Source organism: Sphaerochaeta sp. (assembly GCF_050178175.1).
GTDB lineage: Bacteria > Spirochaetota > Spirochaetia > Sphaerochaetales > Sphaerochaetaceae > Sphaerochaeta.
On the sequence record NZ_JBFXGH010000020.1, the window covers coordinates 1 to 19,756 of the forward strand.

The 19,756-nt window shown below is 49.6% G+C and carries 19 protein-coding genes; 12 read left to right on the forward strand and 7 right to left on the reverse strand.

Annotated features, from left to right (window positions below; all coding sequences use genetic code 11):
• Nucleotides 1-34: 34 nt before the first annotated feature.
• From aroC to AB7S66_RS03965, 3 genes are read left to right on the forward strand one after another with little or no spacing between them, the layout of a single operon-like run.
• A complete protein-coding gene (gene aroC, locus AB7S66_RS03955) occupies nucleotides 35-1,084 on the forward strand; it encodes a chorismate synthase (protein WP_428518168.1) in 1,050 nt (349 codons plus the stop codon).
• On the forward strand, nucleotides 1,084-2,745 hold the full coding sequence (locus tag AB7S66_RS03960) for a DNA repair helicase XPB (RefSeq protein ID WP_428518194.1): 1,662 nt from the start codon (nucleotides 1,084-1,086) through the stop codon (nucleotides 2,743-2,745). Before aroC ends, AB7S66_RS03960 begins: the two co-directional genes overlap by 1 nt.
• Nucleotides 2,733-4,634 carry a hypothetical protein gene (locus AB7S66_RS03965; RefSeq protein ID WP_428518169.1) on the forward strand — a complete coding sequence of 634 codons (1,902 nt, stop codon included), beginning with the start codon at nucleotides 2,733-2,735 and terminating at the stop codon, nucleotides 4,632-4,634. The genes AB7S66_RS03960 and AB7S66_RS03965 overlap by 13 nt, the downstream gene beginning before the upstream one ends.
• Before the next feature lies 1 nt (nucleotide 4,635).
• Here the strand turns inward: AB7S66_RS03965 and aroE are convergent, their stop codons facing one another.
• Nucleotides 4,636-6,120 (reverse strand): shikimate dehydrogenase, encoded by a 1,485-nt coding sequence (gene aroE, locus AB7S66_RS03970; RefSeq protein WP_428518170.1) that lies wholly within the window; start codon nucleotides 6,118-6,120, stop codon nucleotides 4,636-4,638.
• Nucleotides 6,121-6,233: 113 nt separating this feature from the next.
• Between aroE and AB7S66_RS03975 the strand changes: the two genes are divergently transcribed.
• The 9 genes from AB7S66_RS03975 to rseP all read left to right on the forward strand — a co-directional run bounded on the left by AB7S66_RS03975 (nucleotide 6,234) and on the right by rseP (nucleotide 15,283).
• Nucleotides 6,234-8,168: an ABC-F family ATP-binding cassette domain-containing protein gene (locus AB7S66_RS03975; protein ID WP_428518171.1), complete on the forward strand. Its 1,935-nt coding sequence runs from the start codon at nucleotides 6,234-6,236 to the stop codon at nucleotides 8,166-8,168.
• On the forward strand, nucleotides 8,161-8,748 hold the full coding sequence (locus AB7S66_RS03980) for a Maf family protein (RefSeq protein WP_428518172.1): 588 nt from the start codon (nucleotides 8,161-8,163) through the stop codon (nucleotides 8,746-8,748). Before AB7S66_RS03975 ends, AB7S66_RS03980 begins: the two co-directional genes overlap by 8 nt.
• Before the next feature lie 96 nt (nucleotides 8,749-8,844).
• Nucleotides 8,845-9,759: a 30S ribosomal protein S2 gene (gene rpsB / locus AB7S66_RS03985; protein ID WP_428518173.1), complete on the forward strand. Its 915-nt coding sequence runs from the start codon at nucleotides 8,845-8,847 to the stop codon at nucleotides 9,757-9,759.
• 10 nt (nucleotides 9,760-9,769) lie between these two features.
• Nucleotides 9,770-10,621: a translation elongation factor Ts gene (gene tsf, locus AB7S66_RS03990; protein WP_428518174.1), complete on the forward strand. Its 852-nt coding sequence runs from the start codon at nucleotides 9,770-9,772 to the stop codon at nucleotides 10,619-10,621.
• 61 nt (nucleotides 10,622-10,682) lie between these two features.
• Nucleotides 10,683-11,237, forward strand: coding sequence for a ribosome recycling factor (frr, locus tag AB7S66_RS03995; RefSeq protein WP_428518175.1), 555 nt, complete (start codon nucleotides 10,683-10,685; stop codon nucleotides 11,235-11,237).
• Nucleotides 11,238-11,240: 3 nt separating this feature from the next.
• Nucleotides 11,241-11,939, forward strand: a complete 699-nt coding sequence (uppS, locus tag AB7S66_RS04000) for a polyprenyl diphosphate synthase (RefSeq protein WP_428518176.1) — start codon at nucleotides 11,241-11,243, stop codon at nucleotides 11,937-11,939.
• 5 nt (nucleotides 11,940-11,944) lie between these two features.
• Nucleotides 11,945-12,775 carry a phosphatidate cytidylyltransferase gene (locus AB7S66_RS04005; RefSeq protein WP_428518177.1) on the forward strand — a complete coding sequence of 277 codons (831 nt, stop codon included), beginning with the start codon at nucleotides 11,945-11,947 and terminating at the stop codon, nucleotides 12,773-12,775.
• 4 nt (nucleotides 12,776-12,779) lie between these two features.
• Nucleotides 12,780-13,895 carry a 1-deoxy-D-xylulose-5-phosphate reductoisomerase gene (dxr, locus tag AB7S66_RS04010; protein ID WP_428518178.1) on the forward strand — a complete coding sequence of 372 codons (1,116 nt, stop codon included), beginning with the start codon at nucleotides 12,780-12,782 and terminating at the stop codon, nucleotides 13,893-13,895.
• The gene (rseP, locus tag AB7S66_RS04015) at nucleotides 13,892-15,283 is read left to right on the forward strand and encodes an RIP metalloprotease RseP (RefSeq protein WP_428518179.1); all 1,392 of its coding nucleotides are present in this window, start codon (nucleotides 13,892-13,894) and stop codon (nucleotides 15,281-15,283) included. Before dxr ends, rseP begins: the two co-directional genes overlap by 4 nt.
• On the opposite strand, the gene dnaB is transcribed toward rseP, so the two are convergent.
• From dnaB to rpsF, 6 genes are read right to left on the reverse strand one after another with little or no spacing between them, the layout of a single operon-like run.
• Nucleotides 15,273-16,658 (reverse strand): replicative DNA helicase, encoded by a 1,386-nt coding sequence (gene dnaB / locus AB7S66_RS04020; RefSeq protein ID WP_428518180.1) that lies wholly within the window; start codon nucleotides 16,656-16,658, stop codon nucleotides 15,273-15,275. The two genes, rseP and dnaB, sit on opposite strands and share 11 nt — an antisense overlap.
• Before the next feature lie 5 nt (nucleotides 16,659-16,663).
• The gene (gene rplI, locus AB7S66_RS04025) at nucleotides 16,664-17,275 is read right to left on the reverse strand and encodes a 50S ribosomal protein L9 (protein ID WP_428518181.1); all 612 of its coding nucleotides are present in this window, start codon (nucleotides 17,273-17,275) and stop codon (nucleotides 16,664-16,666) included.
• A gap of 12 nt (nucleotides 17,276-17,287) precedes the next feature.
• On the reverse strand, nucleotides 17,288-18,256 hold the full coding sequence (locus AB7S66_RS04030; RefSeq protein WP_428518182.1) for a DUF115 domain-containing protein: 969 nt from the start codon (nucleotides 18,254-18,256) through the stop codon (nucleotides 17,288-17,290).
• Between the two features lie 15 nt (nucleotides 18,257-18,271).
• Nucleotides 18,272-18,556: a 30S ribosomal protein S18 gene (rpsR, locus tag AB7S66_RS04035; protein ID WP_117331084.1), complete on the reverse strand. Its 285-nt coding sequence runs from the start codon at nucleotides 18,554-18,556 to the stop codon at nucleotides 18,272-18,274.
• 43 nt (nucleotides 18,557-18,599) lie between these two features.
• On the reverse strand, nucleotides 18,600-19,085 hold the full coding sequence (locus AB7S66_RS04040) for a single-stranded DNA-binding protein (protein WP_428518183.1): 486 nt from the start codon (nucleotides 19,083-19,085) through the stop codon (nucleotides 18,600-18,602).
• A gap of 24 nt (nucleotides 19,086-19,109) precedes the next feature.
• A complete protein-coding gene (gene rpsF, locus AB7S66_RS04045) occupies nucleotides 19,110-19,391 on the reverse strand; it encodes a 30S ribosomal protein S6 (protein ID WP_428518184.1) in 282 nt (93 codons plus the stop codon).
• Nucleotides 19,392-19,756 lie beyond the last annotated feature (365 nt).

Consider the following 19,756-nt stretch of genomic DNA (forward strand, 5'->3'; position numbering starts at 1 on the left):
TTCCTTGTTGAAACACTGAAAATCGAGGTTTGATATGGGGCACAACAGTTTTGGCACAGCATATACCGTCACCACATTTGGTGAGTCACATGGACCTGCTTTGGGAGTGGTCATCGATGGGGTCGAACCCGGCTTCAGGATCGACGAGGAGGCCATCCAAAGAGAGATGGACCGTCGTAGGCCCGGAGCAAATCCAACAGGAACCGAACGAAATGAAATCGATAAGCTGACCATTCTCAGTGGTCTCTATGAGGGTGTCACGACCGGCACCCCGATTGCCATGATTCTCTACAGCACCAATCAACGCTCAGCCGATTACTCCCATCTGGAAAATGTCTTCCGCCCCGGTCACGCAGACTGGACATTCTTCCAGAAGTACGGCATCAGGGATATCCGCGGCGGTGGACGATCAAGCGGGAGAGAGACCAGCGCAAGGGTTGCAGCCGGGGCCTTGGCCAAGCAACTCCTCGCAAAGCGAGGCATCACGATCAAGGCAGGCACTGTACAGGTGGGAGATATCGTTGCGCACAAGAGAAATTGGGATGAGACGGATAATCCCCTCTCCTGCCCGGACAAAGACACCGCACAATCGATGGTATCGCTCATTGAACAGGTAAGAAGTGAGAAAGATAGCATTGGGGGAATCATTGAGTGCCGGGTTGAAGGAGTGAGACCGGGTCTCGGCGAGCCGGTATTCGGGAAACTGGAAGCATTGCTCAGCCATGCCGTTATGAGCATCGGGGCTGTCAAAGGAATCCAGTTCGGCGATGGATTTGCCTGTGCATCCATGCGTGGCAGCCAGTTCAACGACCAGAGAACCAGTGATGGATTCCTTTCCAACCATGCTGGGGGTATCCTTGGCGGCATTTCCTCAGGACAGGAGATCATACTGCAGGCAGCAATCAAGCCAACAGCATCGATTGGAAAATCCCAATTGACCGTCACCAAGGATAATGAGACCACCAACTTGGAAATTGAAGGGCGTCATGACCCTTGCATCTGCAGCCGCGCTGTGGTGGTCATCGAATCAATGGTCGCAATCACCCTGCTTGACCTTTATTACACTGCATTTGGGAAGGCATGATGAGAGATACCCCACTTATTGTACAGAGTGACAAAACCCTGCTTCTGGATGTTCACCATGAACAGAGTGAGGCATGTCGCAACGACCTTGTCCGTTTCTGCGAGCTGATCAAGAGCCCTGAGCATATGCACACCTATGCCTTGAGCGCAATCAGCCTCTGGAATGCCGCAAGCTGCGGGGTGGATGCAGCCTTCATTCTCTCACGCCTTGATTTCTGGTCAAAGTTCCCGGTACCGGAATCGGTACGTTTTTATATTGAGGATATGGGGACGCGTTGGGGAAAGGTCATTCTCTCAGGCAGTGAAGATCCTCGCTACTATGAGCTATGGGTTGAGAATAAACGCATCAGGACGGAATTGCTGAGCAGGCAGGCCATTGCAAAACGTTTGGTGGTGAAGGATGAATCGCGATTTCTCCTTGAAGCGTACAATCGTGGAGAGATCAAGCTCCAACTGATCAAGATCGGGTATCCTGTTGATGACAGGATTCCCTTGAAACATGGTCCCAAGCTGCCCTTCACGCTCAGGGAAACCACCCAGGATGGCAAGCCATTTTCCGTACGCCCCTACCAGCGGCAGGCAGCCGATGCCTTGCTCGGTGACCTTGGTCCCGGCAGTGGGTTCGGGACCATAGTCCTCCCCTGCGGATCTGGAAAGACCGTGGTAGGAATGCATATCATGGAACGGCTCACCACCAAGACGTTGGTGGTTACAACCAATGTGGCCGCAGTTCACCAATGGATCAGTGAGATACTGGACAAGACCACCTTAACAAAGGACCAAGTCGGGGAATATACCGGTGACAAGAAGGAAAGCAAGGATGTCATCGTTTGCACCTACCAGGTGCTCACCTACCGCCCGGACAAGGACGGGCCTTTCCCACATCTTGAATTGCTTACCAAGGGCAACTGGGGTCTGATCATCTATGATGAGGTACATATGCTTCCAGCCCCGGTGTTCAAGGTCACCGCTGAGTTGCAGGCTGTCTATCGCGTAGGTCTTACCGCAACCCTGGTAAGGGAAGATGGTCGTGAGGATGAAGTATTCAGTCTTGTCGGACCCAAGCGTTTTGATGTTCCCTGGAACGAGTTGCAGCAGCAGGGTTTTATCGCTGAAGCGTATTGCCATGAAGTAAGGATTGACCTCCCCCAGGAGGATGAGATTCCCTATGCCGTTGGGACAAAACGGGAAAAGTACCGTATCGCCAGTGAGAACAAACGCAAAATGGAAGTGGTACAGGCCCTGGTGGATCGACATCCCGACGATTTCATTCTGATCATCGGCCAGTATCTCGACCAACTCAAGGGCATCGCCAACCATTTCGGACTGCCGATCATTACCGGAAGTACCCCAAACATAAAACGGGAAGAGTTGTATAGGGATTTCAGGGAAGGGAAACAACGTATCCTGGTTGTCAGCAAAGTGGCAAACTTTGCTATCGACCTTCCTGATGCCTCGGTTGCCATCCAGGTCAGCGGAACCTTCGGGTCGAGAAGTGAGGAAGCACAACGACTGGGAAGGATTCTCAGGCCAAAGAACCGCTCCGCCTTTTTCTATTCTGTGGTGACAAGGTACTCAAGTGAGGAAGAGTTTGCCGCCAATCGCCAGAAATTCCTTGCCGAGCAAGGCTATTCCTATGAGATAGAGGTATGGGACACGTGAGTGAAAGAGCACAAGAAGCGTTCAAGACATTACTGAGTCGTTATAGTGAAGACACCTATTTTTACCTGGCACGTAATTACCTGGGGAAGCTCCAGTCCCCTTTCCACAAACCACAGCTGACAGCGAGGCTCTGTCAGTTGTTCAGCCAGGAATCAATGGTACAGAAGACCCTTTCAATGCTGGACTCCCTTGATCAGGTAATCCTGAGCTTGATCGCAACGTTTGGCCCGCTCACCGTGGAGCAGGTCACATCTCTGCTCAAAGGTTCATTCAGCTATGGGAATCTCCTGAGGCGGGTGGGTAACCTGCAGGAACGCCTGTTACTGCTCAGCGATGCAGGTAAATTGGTTTTCAACCCGCTGCTGGAAGAGCACTTGCTTCAGTACTGCTCGCTCATTCCCCTGTTTGGAGAAAAAGAGCAATCCTGTGTGGAAAAACCATACTGCTCCACTGAGTTTCTCCGTGGTTTTTTCTCGCTGGTGGCCAAGGAAGGGAAATGTCTTTTCAATGAGGGGATTTGCCAGCATTTTCCCACCTATGAACGCGATCGGCTCAAGGAAATGTATGAAGCACTGGGCGATTTTCTCACTGAGATGGGTGTGATACGGAGAGATGCACGGCGTTGTACCCTTGATTGGCAGAAAACAGAGGCATTGCTCTCCCTTTCCGATTATCAGTTGCTCTTGCTCCTGCTTTCCAGGAACCTCGAAGGCACGGCCCCCATGGAATTTGTCAATGCACTGCTCTCGATCCTGCAGACTCTTGGAGGTTGTGATACCACCTCACTCAAGCTTCTGATCAAGGGCCTATGCATCCGCTACCAGATTACCTACACCGCTTCGCTGCTCAACGAACTCTCCACATGGGGAGTCTTGACCCTGGATGAGAACTGGCAAGTTTCCGCCATCAGCAATGAAAGCCAGCGGACAGGGCTGCTCATAGACAGCGACCAGACCATCAGCTACCAAGGAAACTCACCTGCAGGGGATATTCTCTATAGGTTTGCTTACCTGGAAGTGTTGGACCATCAAAGAAAGTATCATATCACCAAGGAGAGTGTGCTGGGGGCGTTTGATGCCTCATTGGATTACCCCCAGATCAAGGAGTATCTTCAGGCAAACAGTGCAAGGAGGATGGATACCTCCCTGACCAAACAACTCGAAATGCTCAGTGAGCGTTACCAGAACGTGACCATCTATGACGGGCTGGTTCTCTCCTGTGATGAACGCACTGCAAATCTTGTTCACAATCTTCCTTCTCTTTCAGAGCATTGTCTTGCCACACTCTCGCCCACCATTTTCATCATGCGCAGGGATAGTGAGGATACCTGGAGGCAGGTGTTGAAGAATGCCGGTCAGTTGGTCGGTGCTACCAAGAGCTTCGACAGAATCGAGATCATGGAAAAGAAAGAGCATCCTATATTGCGGGAACGAATTGGAAAAGCTGCAACACTAAGGCAGATTACCACCCTTCCCTGCCATCCCAGGAAGCCAGTGGAAAAAGCTCCCCTCGATGAATCATTACGGCAAGCCATTGCAAAGGCGGACCTTTCCAAGGCTGAACGGGAAGACCTGGAGCATCGTTTCCAGAGCAGGATCATACTCCTACCTTCCCAGATTGTGCCCCAGGTGCTCAACCCCATCCTCGAGGCTGGAGGATTCGACTACCAAGGCAAGGTGAGTCTCTGCAAGCAGGCAGCAGGAAAGAAGGACATCCTCCTTGAATTGCAACTCCCCGACCAGGAACTGATCGTCCAAGCGCTGGAACTTGCCTTCACCCCCCAGAAAGAGGCACTGCTCAAGGCAGCGGTTATGCCCTCGATGGAGGTAAAGATCCTGCCGGTGAGCAAGCTATTCCTTATTCGTCTTGTCAGATTTCATTTTACCTAAGTCAGAGAGCTACCGTCACCCAGTGTGGGTAGTGGTATCCAGTGAATGCCTCAAACTGCAGTTTCCCCTGCTCCATCAGCATCTGTTTCCCACCGATGACGGTGCAACCTGCCCCCTTGGCTCGCTTGAGAAAGACTGTCTCCTCTGGCTTATAGACCAATTCGTACACAATTTCCTTACCAGAGAATTGGAGGGAAGGACAAGGATCCTGCCCTTCCAGGTCCCCCATCCCTACATTGGTTGTCTGTACCACGAGATCCACCGTCTCACTGTAGAGGTGGGCATTATCCAGGGTATCGTAGGCACTCATCGTCTCATTTGCCAAGGTTCTGGCATGTTCGAGGCTCCTGTTGAGGATGGTGACCTTTACGCCGTGATTGTGCAGGGCCCATACTACCGCCCTGCTCGCACCACCGGCTCCGATTACCAAGGCAGTCCTGATTTCCCCCTGGGCAATTAGCTCATCGATAGGGGCAAGGAATCCATAGTAATCCGTATTGATCCCTTTCCACATGTTCTGGATCCTGACCACTGTATTGCATGAACCAATTTGCTTCACTTCACGGGTGATGCGTCCCAGGTAGGGTTGTACGCTCCGCTTATGGGGAACGGTTACCGAGAATCCATGGATTTGCAACATCTCAGCCAGTCTGAAGAATGCCCTGACCGAATCCACAAGGAACGGGACATATACAGCATTATAGCGAATTGCCTCAAATCCTGGGTTATGGATCAGGGGAGAGGAGGTATGGCTGACCGGATTACCGATGATCCCATAGATATGGGTCCTGGCATCAAGCTTGTCAGAGCGGTACAGCTCACTCATGCTTTGGGCACTGAGGTGGCCCGGAGCTGCTTGGCTGTCCGAACAAAAGCTCAGCAAGGAACCACACTTCTTGTAGAGAATACGGGTACAGACCCCGTAGGGACCCATACCGATCACTATTTTTTCTGTAAGGCTGGAAAGTTCCTGCTGGACCCTGAAAAGGGTAATGACATCCATCATGTTTCCAGGGGTGACAGCCACCTTGGGAATATCGCCCTTGGCTGCCAACTTATATATTCTCCCAAAGAGATCTGCAGGGACACACTCAAAATTGTGGTAGCTCCTGACAATCCGTATGCCACGGGTTCGGAGCATATTCTCCAGATCCACCTTTTGCTCAAAGAGGGGATCCTTGAACTTCAGGTCACTCTTCTTGACATCATCCTCGATATCCACATAGGTAAAATCGCCTTTTGCTGCCTCATAGAGAAGCTGCAACCGCTGCTTCTCGGGCAAGCTGCACATTCCACCGTCAATTTTACGGCGCATGGTCAACATCACAGGAAGGTCAACAGTGGAAGGAAACGAGGATGCAATCTTCTGTTCATCGGGAAGCAGATGGTCGAGCCGCAGTTCTGCAAGGGCTATCCACTGTCGGTTGCGTTCCACCAAGGCCCGGTTCTCCTCCAAGGTCGAGCCGGTAAGAGTTAGGCAAAGCACTGTAAACCTCCTGGATTCTGGTGGATTGTCACCGAACACACGCTTGTGTTAAGGTAATCATATCGTCAAACACCGGGATTTTCAACACCCGTTTCAGTATAAGGAGAGAGAGTGTGGCAACCTTGCAAGTCCAACGTGTACACCTGGCTTTTGGGGACAGGGATATCCTGAAGGATGTTTCCTTTACCCTGAATGAACAGAGCAGGAGTGCACTGGCAGGAGGAAATGGCAGCGGCAAGTCTACGTTGCTGAAGGTAATCAGTGCTCAGATGAGTGCTGATGACCTGCAGGTTTCCACCTCCAAGAATTTGAGAATCTCCTACCTTCCCCAAAGTGATATTGTCTTCAATGCAGGAACCGTGTACCAGGAAGTGGAGAAAGCGTTCTCCCGGTTCCAGGAACTGAGCAGGGAGCAGCATGCGATTGAAACCCAGCTTGCTGACAGCAATCCTACTGTTTCCACAGAACCTCTTCTGCACCGTTTGGCAGAAATACAGGAATACCTGCTTGCACAGGGATATTTCTCACGTAAGCAGACCATTGAACAGGTTCTCCTCGGTCTCGGATTTACCATGGCAGACATGAACCGTCTTTGCAGTGAGTTCTCAGGAGGATGGCAGATGCGTATTGCCCTGGCAAAAATCCTGGTTGAGAATCCTGACATCATGTTGCTTGATGAACCTACGAACTACCTTGATATCGAGGCCATCTATTGGCTGAAAAACTACCTGAAGGTCTACGAAGGAGGATTGATGATTGTCAGCCATGACCAGGGCTTTCTCGATGATACGGTCAGGGAGGTCTATGAGCTGTTTGGGGGAACACTTAAACGCTATAGTGGAAACTACAGTGATTATGTCAAGCAACGTGAACTGGAGATAAAACAACTGGAAGCTGCGTATAAACTTCAACAGGATCAGCTACAGAAGACTGAGCAGTTCATTGAAAAGTTCCGTTACAAGGCAACCAAGAGCAAGCAGGTGCAAAGCCGGATAAAGATGCTGGAAAAATGGGAATTGGTGGAAGTCCCCTCCCACTTGAAGCAGCTTTCCTTTTCCTTCCCTCCTGCCCCGCACAGTGGCAAGGATGTCATCATCATTGAACACGTAAGCAAACGCTATGGGCAACAGGTCATCTTTGAGGATTTTTCGTTTCTGGTCAGCAAAGGGGAACGGATTGCAGTTACCGGGAAGAACGGTGCCGGAAAATCGACGCTCTTGAGAATGCTCAGCGGGCAAGACAGTGATCATGAGGGAACAATCAGACTGGGAAGCGGTGTAAGTATCGGATACTTTGCTCAGGACACAGAAAAAACGCTCAATCCCAAGAATACCGTATTGGAGGAGGTCTCCAGTGTTGCTGCAACCAATGACCTTCCAAAACTGCGCACCTACCTTGGATCATTCCTGTTCAGCGGTGATGATGTATTCAAATCGGTTTCCGTGTTGAGCGGAGGAGAGCGAAGCCGGCTTGCATTGCTCAAGATCCTCCTGCATCCGGTCAATCTGTTGATCCTGGATGAGCCAACCAACCACCTGGACATCAACGCAAAGGAAATGTTGCTGGAGGCACTGAAACAATATGATGGTACCATGATCTTTGTCAGCCATGATGCATATTTCATAGAACACATCGCCTCAAAGATTCTTTACCTTACGAATGACAATCCCCCTGAACTCTTCGATGGTGATTATTCCTATTTCTCCTATAAGCTGGAGCAGAAGGAGAAAGTGGAGAAACAAAATTCCCCAGCTTACCAGACCGAGAGCAAGCAGGCACGTTCGTACAAGGAAGCCAACAGGATGAGGAATAGGCTGGGTACCTTGCAACGCCAGAGCGAAAAGCTTTTGGGAAACCATGAGAAACTGGAGGCATCGATTGCTTTGGTGGAAGCGGAAATGGCCAAGGAAGAGAATTACTGTGATGCCGAGACAATCACCAGATTGGTAAAGGAAAAGGAAGCACTCAGTGAGCAGCTACACGCTGAGGAGCATGCTTGGCTTGAGTTGAGTGAAGAGATAGAGAAGCTGGAGGCAGAAATTGGCTGATTTTGCGACGCTGTTACCGTCCTTGATACTGGCTAGTGGATCAGTGGCGCGCAAGGCACTGCTCGAATCACTTGGAGTGGCTGTGAAGGTATGCAAAACCGGGTGTGATGAAACGCACGATGAAACCGATCCAGCAAGAGTCACAGAGATGCTTGCAAAACGAAAACTGGCATCCTTTCAGGATACTCACCCCCTCTATGAGATACCCGTTCTCTGCTGTGATACCATGATCTCTTTCCAAGGCTCCCTGATCGGAAAACCCAAAAACAGGCAGGAGGCTTTTTCCCAGCTCTCCCTCTTCGATGGGAATATGCATGAAGTACATTCAGGGTGGGCCCTGTGGTACCAGGAAAAGGTATTTAGCGGGACGGACCTGGCCGAGGTTTCCTTCAAGAACCTTGGTCCCGACCGAATTGCCTCCTATCTGGAAACAGAGGAATGGAAAGGAGCCGCTGGCTCCTATCGTCTCCAGGGAGCAGGCCGGAACTTGGTTGAAAAAATCGTTGGTGATGAAGCTACAGTGATAGGCTTGCCATTGTTGCAAATTTCTGAAATACTGGGTGCACCTTTGTCCGTATAGTGACAGAGGAATCTCCACCCTAGAGGTGAGTAATAGTAGAAGGGTGACGCACAAATCAAGGCCAGTAGGTCGGTTGTGTTGTCAGACAGGAGGATTATGTCCGTAGTAACCATGAAGAGCCTGCTCGAGTCAGGCGTACATTTCGGCCACCAGACAAAACGGTGGAACCCCAAGATGGCCCGTTTCATTTTCAGCCAGAGAAACGGCATCCATATCATTGACCTGCAGAAAACATCTGCCTGCATCGTGGAAGCATATGACGCTGTACGTGCAATTGTTAAGCAGGGCAAGCCTATTCTGTTCGTAGGAACCAAGAAACAGGCCCAGCAGGCTATTGAAGCTGAAGCAAAGCGCTGTGGCATGCCTTACATCAACAACCGTTGGCTTGGCGGAATGCTGACCAACTTCTCAACCATCAAGAAATCCATCGCAACACTCAAGAAGATTGAGAAGATGGAAATCGATGGTACTTTCGAATCCCTTACCAAGAAAGAAGTCTCCTTGCTTACCAAGCAGAAGGCAAAACTGGAAAAGAACCTTGGCGGCATCAAGGACATGAAAGAGCTCCCAGGAGCCCTCTTCATCATCGATACCAAGAAGGAAGCCATTGCTGTCACGGAGGCAAAGCGCCTGGGTATCCCTGTTATTGCAGTCGTCGATACCAACTGCGACCCTACTGATATCACCTACCCCATCCCGGGAAACGATGACGCCATCCGTGCCATCAGCCTCTTTGTTGAAATCATTGCCAACGCAGTTGTCGACGCTGACAATGAAGCTGGTATCCAGATCATTGAAGCCCTTGGCGGTGATGATGAGGATGAAAAGGTAGAAGAGACCAAGGAAAAGGCAGAAGAAACCGAAGAAATTGTCTTCTCCACTGAAGAGGGTGCCGAATTCTCAAAGTTCGAAGAGAAAGAGAACGTAGAGAAGGAAGAATTGGCAGCAACTGAGGACGAGACTGAATCCGAAGACCTCCTCGTTGACGAAGAAACCCTGTACAAAGACTAAGGAGTGAAGCATGGCAATTACCGCTGAAGAAGTAAAAAAACTGCGCGATATTACCGGCGCAGGAATGATGGATTGCAAAAAGGCACTGACCCAGTCAAACGGCGACTTTGCCGCTGCTGAGAAAATTCTTAAAGAGATGGGTCTCGCCGCTGTAGCAAAGCGCCAGGACCGCGCAACCAACAACGGTCGTGTGTTCGTGAAAGTCGGGAAAGACAAGGCTGTCATGGTCGAGCTTTCCTGTGAAACAGACTTTGTTGCCAGCAATGATCAGTTTGCAGAACTCGGAGAGAACATCTGTGCAGTAGCACTTGAGAAAGGCTACCGTGAGATCAACGAGGAACTGGAAGGCATGGTCACTGATTTGATCACCATTATCAAGGAGAACATGGCACTCAAGCAGCTCCACGTGTTCGATATTGGGGAGAATGAATTTGTCAGCACCTATATCCACGGCAATGGTGCACTTGCTGTCCTGGTACTGTTCAAATCTGATGACAAGAAGATTTTCGAGAACGACCTGGTAAAGGAGTTCGCCAACGACTGTGCATTGCATGTTGCTGCGTACACCCCTTCCTATCTGAATACCGAAGCTGTTGATGCTGCCTATATCAAGGAACAGACTGAAATCTTCACTGCACAGGCTGAGAATCTTGGCAAGCCAGCCAAGGTTGTCGAAGGTATCGTCAAGGGCAAGCTGAACAAGCACCTCAGTGAGATCTGCTTCCTGCAGCAGCCGTTCGTCAAGGACGACTCCATGTCTGTAGAGAAGAAGGCAAATGAGGTTGGCAAGGCAGCTGGTGCTTCCTTGGAAATCGTTAACTATGCATTTCTGCGCGCTGGTGCTGCATCCTGCAGCGTCTGAGTGTAGTCGCTTGATACAAACCGCTCACGTCTTGTGAGCGGTCGTTTTATTGGAGATGAGTATGCAACAGGTATTGGAGACATGTGAAAGTAAGATGCAAAAAAGTCTTGAGAGTCTCTCAAGGGATTTTGCCGGTCTGCGCACGGGTCGAGCTTCAGCCTCTCTGCTGGAGAAGATTCGAGTAGATTATTATGGTGCAGAAACGCCGATCAACCAGGTCGCAACCATCAGCATTCCTGAGGCTCGAACAATCGTTATCCAGCCTTGGGACAAGAGTGTTCTCGGTGCAATTGAAAAGGCTATCCTCAAGAGTGATCTTGGACTTCCCCCGAACAATGATGGGAAATTGATCAGATTGAATTTCCCACCATTGAATGAAGAGAGACGCAAGCAACTGGTGAAAAATGCCAAATCTATGGCTGAACAAAGCAAGGTTGCTATCCGAAACATCAGACGGGAAGCAATTGATGAGCTGAAAAAGCTGCAGAAAAATGGTGATATCAGCGAGGATGAGCTTAAGGATGGTGAAAGCAAAATCCAGAAAATGACAGACTTCCATGTCGAACAGATCACCTCCCTCTCCGATGAGAAGGAGAAGGAAATAATGGAGATCTAACGTATGGAGAAAAAACCTGCTGTCCCTGTACATCTGGGTATCATTATGGATGGGAACGGTCGTTGGGCGCAAAAACGCTCACTGCCGAGAACTGCTGGACACCTGGAAGGATTGAAAGCGGTCAAACGGGTTATCCGTGGAGCTTCCGAACAGGGCATCGGGTTTGTCACATTCTACGCTTTCTCTACGGAGAACTGGAAACGAAGTGAGCAAGAGGTTTCCTATCTGATGCATCTCTTTGTTTCCAAGCTCCATGGAGAGCTTGGTTACTACAACCGTCATGGAATCCGCATTCTGGTACGAGGAAATCTCAGCGGACTCCCTGCACAAGTGCAACAGGCCGTAGCCACTACCGTCCAAGACACACGCAACAATGCAACGATTACTGCAATCATAGCGCTTAATTACGGTGGACGGGATGAAATTTGTCGGGCAGTCAATCAATTCATTGCAAACCATCCCGGAGAGGCGATTACAGAGACCTCACTCGCCAGCAATTTGGACTTGCCACACCTCCCCCCAGTTGATATGATAGTGAGAAGTGCAAATGAACAACGCCTGAGTAATTTTTTGCTCTGGGACAGCGCATACGCTGAACTTGCATTCTATGAAAAATTATGGCCTGATTGGGATGCAGAAGACATCCAGAGAATTTGTGAGGATTATGGAAAACGGGTTAGGAAATTTGGGGGGGTACAATGACATCAATGGGAAAGCGGGTTCTCACCACAGTAATAACCCTTCCGACACTCTTTATCATTATTTTCCTGTTTCCCCATAACTCCTATCTGGGTTTCTCCCTATTGGCTGCGGTGACCGCAGCCTATGGAGCAAAAGAATTGAAGGTGTTGTACGAGAAAGCAGAGAACACCACGCTTCATATTTCCCCTTTGGGTATTGGGTTGCTTCCTCTTGCACAATGGATTGAAATTGCCCATGCACCAGGTTTGCCCTTGGTGGACCTGACAGTTGTATTGCTGGCACTCTTTTCCTTCAGTATGGAACTACGATATGGTGACAAGGATTCATTTGCAAAATCACTCTCCCGAATTAGTGGAGAGAGCCTACTTATCCTGTATCCTGGGATACTCATTACATTCATACAACGAATCCTTACGCTGCCCCATCCATCTGCATCCCTGATCTTGTTTTTCCTGCTGGTCTTTGGGAATGATAGCTTTGCGTTCGTTTTCGGCATGTCCATGGGAAGAAACAAACAGGGAATCATCAAGGTCAGCCCGAAAAAGAGTTTGGCAGGATTTATCGGGGGAACCCTCAGCACCATGGTCATCTCCGTACTGTTCTGCTTGTTCGTTCCAGGCATCAAAGAGGATATCTCCATCTGGATGGCATTGGTCCTAGGATTTGCAACCTCATCTGCCGCCAACATTGGAGACCTGATCGAGAGTGCGTTCAAACGTTCTGCACTGGTCAAGGACAGTGGATCCATTATCCCGGGCCGAGGAGGCTTGTTGGACTCCATAGACTCCATGCTCGCCAGTGCTCCTGTTTTCTGGATCCTGCTTACACTTTTCTAATGGTATGAAACGGATAATCATCCTTGGCTGTACCGGCAGTATTGGTACCACGACACTTCAGGCAATCCGAGACAAGACCCTCCCCTTCAAGGTGGTGGGCCTTTCCAGCAATACTCGATCAGAAGAACTACTCTCCTTGGCCCATGAATTCCAGGCAGAAGCAATCTGCAGCACTGGATCTTCCTTAACGGGAATTGGGGGAGTGAGGGCCTTTTCAGGGTCCAATGGCCTGGAAGAGATGTTGCACTCCCTTGAAGCAGATATGGTACTGAATGCCATTGCAGGATTCGAGGGGCTTAAGGCATCACTCTCTGCACTCAGGAGTGGATTTGACCTGGCTCTTGCAAACAAGGAGAGTGTGGTATGTGCTGGGTCCTACCTTTTCGATGTTGCTAAGCAACATGGGGCATCCATCATTCCTGTTGACAGCGAACACTCTGCCATCTGGGAATTGATGAAAGGAAGGAACCCCGATTCAATTTCAAGCTTGATCCTTACCGCCAGTGGAGGTCCTTTCAGGACTCTGCCCAAGAAGGATTTCGCTTCCATCACTGTTGAAAAAGCTCTCGCCCATCCGACATGGAATATGGGAAAGAAGATAACCATCGACAGTGCAACCTTGGCAAACAAGGCCCTTGAGGTGATTGAAGCCTCATACCTCTTCAATGTTGCTGCGGATAAAATTGAAGTGGTAATCCACCCAGAGTCCATTGTACACTCCATGGTACGCACCATAGACGGTGCAGTGTATGCACAGATGGCCAATCCAGACATGACACTTCCGATCATCAATGCACTGGGAGCAGGGCATGCATCGCTCGTCTCATCATTGGATTTCACCAATCTTACCCTCCACTTCACCAAACCCGACAATGAACGATTCCCACTCCTTTCATTGGCGTTCTCCATCTTGCAAAGAGGAGGATCCAGTGCCCTTGCCTTCAATGCAGCAGATGAGATAGCAGTACATGCTTTCCTGAAAGGAGCTATTTCCTATCCCAAGATGATCGAGGTAGTCCAGAGAACGCTGGAACATGCATGGAGTGAGAGCGTGGGAGATTTTGAAGAGACACTCGCCCTTGACAAACGGGCACGGAATATTGCAAGAAGTTACCTATGAGTGGAATAGCTGCCATCCTTGTGAAATATCTCATAGGTTTGGTCGGAATAACCATTGTAGTGATCATCCATGAAATCGGTCATCTGGTGACTGCAAAACTCAATGGGATAGATGTCGAGGTATTCTCGTTTGGCCTTGGTCCCAAGCTCATAGCTACCCAGCACAAAGGTACTGAATACCGCATAAGCCTGTTCCCATTGGGTGGATATTGTCGACTCAAGGGGTCTGATGACCTGAGCCAAGCACTGATCCACAAACAGAAACAATTTACGCATACTGAGGAAGGATCGCTCTTCTCAGCCCACCCAGCACGTAGAGTCCTTACCTATCTCAGCGGTCCGATAAGCAATCTTCTCTTTGCCGCCCTCCTGTATGCCATACTTGCCAGCCTGCCGACACAGGTCATCACCACTGAGGCAGTGGTTGCAACCACTGCTGAATACCCTTCCTTATTCAACAACCAGGAAAGTCCAGCCTATGACGCCGGGATCCGGAAAGGTGACAAGATCATCGCACTTGGTGGGGTGCCGGTTTCCGACTGGCAGGATCTGGCACTACAGCTTGCGGAAAGCAACGGCCTTGAGCAGTTCAACATCCTACGAGAGGGAGCAGCCATTAATTTCATGGTACAGGGAATCCCAACCCCGGAGGGTGGGTTCCGCTATGGATTGACCCCGATACAGGAACTGGAGGTGGGGTCAGTACGCTATGGGAGCCCTGCCTACAACCAAGGATTACAAGAAGGGGATGTGATAGTTTCGGTATCCGATACCCCTGTCATGAACCAACTTGATCTGCTTACCGTATTGGCCGGCCAGACAGAGGATGAGATCGTTACTACCGTTAAAGATATAAACGGGCAGAAAAGGGATTTGCGATTCACCCCTGGACGCAATGAAATGGGATCAATCGACCTTGGGTTCTCTCTCGCAGTAAAGACAAAAGAGGGAGAGAATGAGCGGTTCAGTATCATAGGTGGGATTCGCAAGGGGTGGAATGTTGTTGAAGAGACCATGGCATCACTGCGCAATTTGGTCTCGAGAAGTGATGCAGATCTCCGCTCGGAAGTTACGGGCATGGCTCGTTCCGCTCTGATGATCGGCGATATCACCACGCTTGGGCTTGAGAGCAGCACCGTAAGTGGTATACGAGGATTGTTGTATCTCATGGGAGTGGTTTCCATCTCCCTTGCAGTGGTCAATCTACTCCCTATCCCTGCCTTTGACGGCGGACAGGTTGTCATTGCCGGACTGGAGTGGATTACGGGAAAACAGATGAAACCAAGGACCTACTATCATCTCCAGCTCATGGGAGTTGCCTTCGTTATTGTACTATTCTTGGTTTTAACGCTTGCTGATGTGAGACATTTTCTTGGCCTCAGGCATTAGGATTGTTCCCGGCCACATATTTGTGACTGAACTCCATCTCCTCAAAACGAACAATATTGCTTACGAAGGCTAGTGAGAACACTCCCGTCTCACCATTCCTGTTCTTGGCCATGATGATCTTTGTTTCCTGTATATTGTTCTTCTGACGTTCTTCCTCACTATCGGTACGGTTTTTGCCGACCTCACGGTGAAGGAGGATAACCACGTCGGCATCCTGCTCGATGGATCCACTCTCTCTCAGGTCACTGAGTTTTGGCTCAACCCCATCTGCCTGGCGCCCTACCTGGCTTAGACAGACAATGGGGATATCCAGCTCTCGGGCAAGCTGCTTCAGGTTTCTGCTGATGATCGATATCTGTTCATGGCGTGGAATGCGAGCATCTGCCTGGGCATCGATCAAGCCGATATAGTCGACAAAGAGAATCTGGACATCATGCTCCAACTTCATTCTTCGCGCTTGTGCCCTCAGCTCCATGAGCTTCATGTTGGGGGTATCCTGGATATAGAGCTCTGATTCATAGAGCAATCCTGATGCATCAACTATGGCGCTCATCTCACTGTTTTTCAGTGTAGCCTTACGGATATGGGAGAAATCGACACGGCTATGCCCGGTAAGCAAACGTTCCATCAAGCTTGCAGCACTCATTTCCAAGGAGAAGAAACCTACACGATATTTCATTTTGGTAATCATGTTCAGTGTCATGGAAAGTGCAAATGCAGTTTTTCCTATGGAAGGTCGTGCTCCCACGATGACAAGTTCTTGTTTCTTGAACCCACCGGTTATGGAATCCAGAGAGGCATACCCACTGTCAAGCCCATTCTTTGTCCCATGGGTGCTGCGATACTCGATGTCACTGATGGTTTGTGTAATCAGATCCTTGATTGATTGATATGCATCACTCCCCGCTGTCTCATTATTCAGCTTGGAGAGTGTTTGTTCTCCCTCGTCAATGACCTGCTGGATTTCTTGTGACTCGTCGAAGGCATCATCCTTGAGCTTTGAGGCAAACAATAAAAGCTTGCGTCTCTGGCTCAACGCCTTCAGTATCTTTGCATAATAGGCAGCATTTGTTGTGGTAGGGACATCACTGGTAAGGGTCGAAATATAGGAGAGACCACCACACTGGTCTACCTGGTTTTTACGCTTCAGATATGAACTGAGGGTAATCAGGTCCAGTGCTTCGGTACTCTCCTGTCGGAATGAAAGGATGGCGGCGAACAAATGCTGGTGGGCGACTTTATAAAAATCATCCTTGCTCAAGAAATCGGTCACTTCTACAAGGACCTTCTCATTGAGCAAGATCGCCCCAAGTACTGCGCGTTCTGCCTCTTCGTTCTGAGGAGGAACACGCCCCAGCATATTATACGATGCCATATCTACTACTCTTCTACATTTTCGGCTTCAGCCTCTTCTGCTGGTGCTTCTGCAGCAGCAGCTTCCTCAGCAGCCTTGGCAGCCTTGGCCTCTTGTGCAGCCTTGACAGCTTCAGCCTTATCAGCCTCAGCCTTTGCCTTGGCTTCTTCCGCCTTACGTCTCTTCAAGGCATTTTCACTTTCAACAACAAGCTTGACCTCTGCACTCTCGTCCTCATACAAGCGGACACGTACAGAATAGGTACCAACCATCTTGATGGAGTGGGTAGCAACCTCAATCTTCTTGCGTTCAACTTCGATACCCTGCTTTGCAAGTGCTTCCTGCACCATAGCAGACGTGACAGAACCAAACAGCTTGCCACTCTCACCTGCTGATACAACCATGGTAATCTCAACATTATCAAGCTTCTCTTTCATGCTTGTACTTGCTGCGCGCTTCTCTTCCTTACGCTTCTCGATAGCTGCAGCACGGCTTGCAAAAATGGCTTGGTTGGTTTTGTTGAACATCACAGCCATTTTGTTTGGAAGCAGATAGTTACGGGCATACCCGTTCTTTACAACTACAACGTCTCCCTCTTCACCGAGGTTGACTACATCCTGATTCAGAATAATTTTCATAGGATACACTCCTTACGCATTACGTCTATACATAATCCAAGTCTCCGTTACCCCTAACAAGGGAAGAACAAAGACAACCAGTACATTCACCCCAGGTATCAAGAACGCCAAGAGGAACAGTGTGGGAAACAAGCGGGTCGTGTTAACGGCAATGCCTTTTCGCAAAACTACATGTACTACGATTGCCATTCCTTGTACTGCATACAGCACACTACTTGCCAGTGCTGCTTGCAACGCAAGCGCCCTATACAGGTAGGTTGCTTTAGCCAGGATCAACAGGAGGACCAATGCCCAGGAACCAAGAAACACCCAGAGGGTGACTTCCGGTACCTTCCAACGGGAAACCCGTGCATTGAAGGTCCCATCGAACCGGGCTTGGTAGCTCATTGCCATGAAAGACGTGAACCCAACCAATACCATACAGAGCGGAGCCAACATGGCCCCTATTGCCATTACCGACATCCTGTACAAACCTTCCAATGCAACACCAGGTGTTTCAAGGAATGGTTGTGTTCCACCCATTGTCCCTTCGAGGAGCGTACGGAAGGTCTCAAACATTGCTGAGTCTACCCTCTGGAGCGCCTCGTTAGGTCTTGTAAACCAAATAACCACCACAACCGAAGCAACAATCCCAAACATGGATGAGGCAAGATAGCGGTAGAATGTACGCCTGTCATCCAGCACAATCCATACTGCACTGGCTACCAAGAGCACCATCGGGATGAACATTCCAATCACAAGCAACAGGCGTCCTTCGGGGCTACTTAAGGCCCCTTCTGCCCTGGAAAACTCCGTAATCACCAACAAGGCGGCTACCAAGCCAACAGGGAACAATGCCTCTCGCCGATTGGAAAACTTCGGTGCAAGAACCATCAGCGGGATGGTGAAGAGCAGGTTTCCGATCAACAAGCGAGAAAGCGCGTAGCTTACCACTGTCAGGAACCCTACCTGTTTCAGCATCTTTGTATCTATCTGGTTCATGGCACCCAACACAAGTTACTTCTTCTCAAACGGAAGGTACGCAAGTACACGTGCCTTCTTGATCTCAGCAGTAACGGCCCTCTGGTGCTTTGCACAGCAACCGGTGATACGGGCAGGAAGAATCTTGCCACGCTCGGTTATGTATCGCCGAAGCATATCGGGATTCTTGTAATCGGGAGTAAGGTTCTGGGTACAGAACTTGCAAACTTTCTTCCTGAAGCTGGGTTTGCGTCCGCCCCCTCTTCTATCTCTTCCGTTTCTTCCGTCATTATTCATGGAATCGTTATCGTCATCGCGCATTGTATGTTTCTCCTTGCAACATCATCTGCCGAAAGGCAGAGTCTTAGAATGGGATCTGGTCATCGTCAAACTGCTCAGGCCCGCCGATATCCAGGGGAGAGGCGGGAGCCTGGGGAGCAGGTCGTGAACCGTATGACCCCTGGTTTCTCGTCGGTGGTTGTTCCCCCTGACGAGAGGTGTTTCTACCATCTGTAGAACCGGGACTCGAGAGGAGCTGCAACGAATTCACGGCAATCTCAACCCGACTCCGACTTTGGCCGTCCTGTTCCCATCGGTTCTGCCTAAGCTCACCGATAATGGAAACCTGCCTTCCCTTCTCCAGATATTGGTTGAGAGATTCGGCACTCTTGCCAAACATCAGGCAGTCGAAAAAGTTGACCTCGTCCTCCCATTTATTGTCACCCGACCTCTTTCTCCGGTTGACTGCTAAGGTAAAACGACAGATTGCCATACCACCATTTGAATAGCGAAGCTCGCTATCTCTGGTAAGACGGCCCACTAATGCGACTACATTCAGGTCATTTGCCATGGTTTTGCTCCCATTCTCTTTTCTTTACTTCTCAGGGTTTACGAACAAGAACTTCAAGATGTTCGGGTTCAACAAGAACTTTTGCTCGAAGCCAAGGATGCTGCTGGGGTCTGCCTTCATCTCGAAGTAGACATAGTGTCCCTTTTCCTGCTTCTTGATATCATAGGCCAGGTATTTTACGCCCATGTCATCCTGCTTGGTAATTTCTACGCCAGCAGCTGCAAATGTGCTGGTCACGAATTCCAAACCAGCCTGTGTGTTATCTTCGTTTGCATTGAAAATAACAGTGAACTCATAATTTCTCATGGTTCCTCCTTACGGACTTTATGATCCGCCCTCAAGAGCGGATAAAGAGGTGTCTGCATACCCTACCATACATTGTATGGTTTGGTCAATAAATCTCATTCTGTCATCAAGCTTTATATCAGCTCACGACTTCCATACGAAAAACCGCCGGAGCGACCGACGGTTTTGCACATTGTACGAAGTATAAGTCTACTTGAACAGACTATTTATTCTTATGTCTATTCTTTCTGAGCTTCTTTTTTCTCTTATGAGTAGCAATCTTATGCTTCTTTCTTTTTCTTCCACAAGGCACTATAGCGCTCCTTACCAACCGTCTCTATTTTCGGTAGAGCCCGAATACGACTGGTTTTGTAATTACCGGTCTA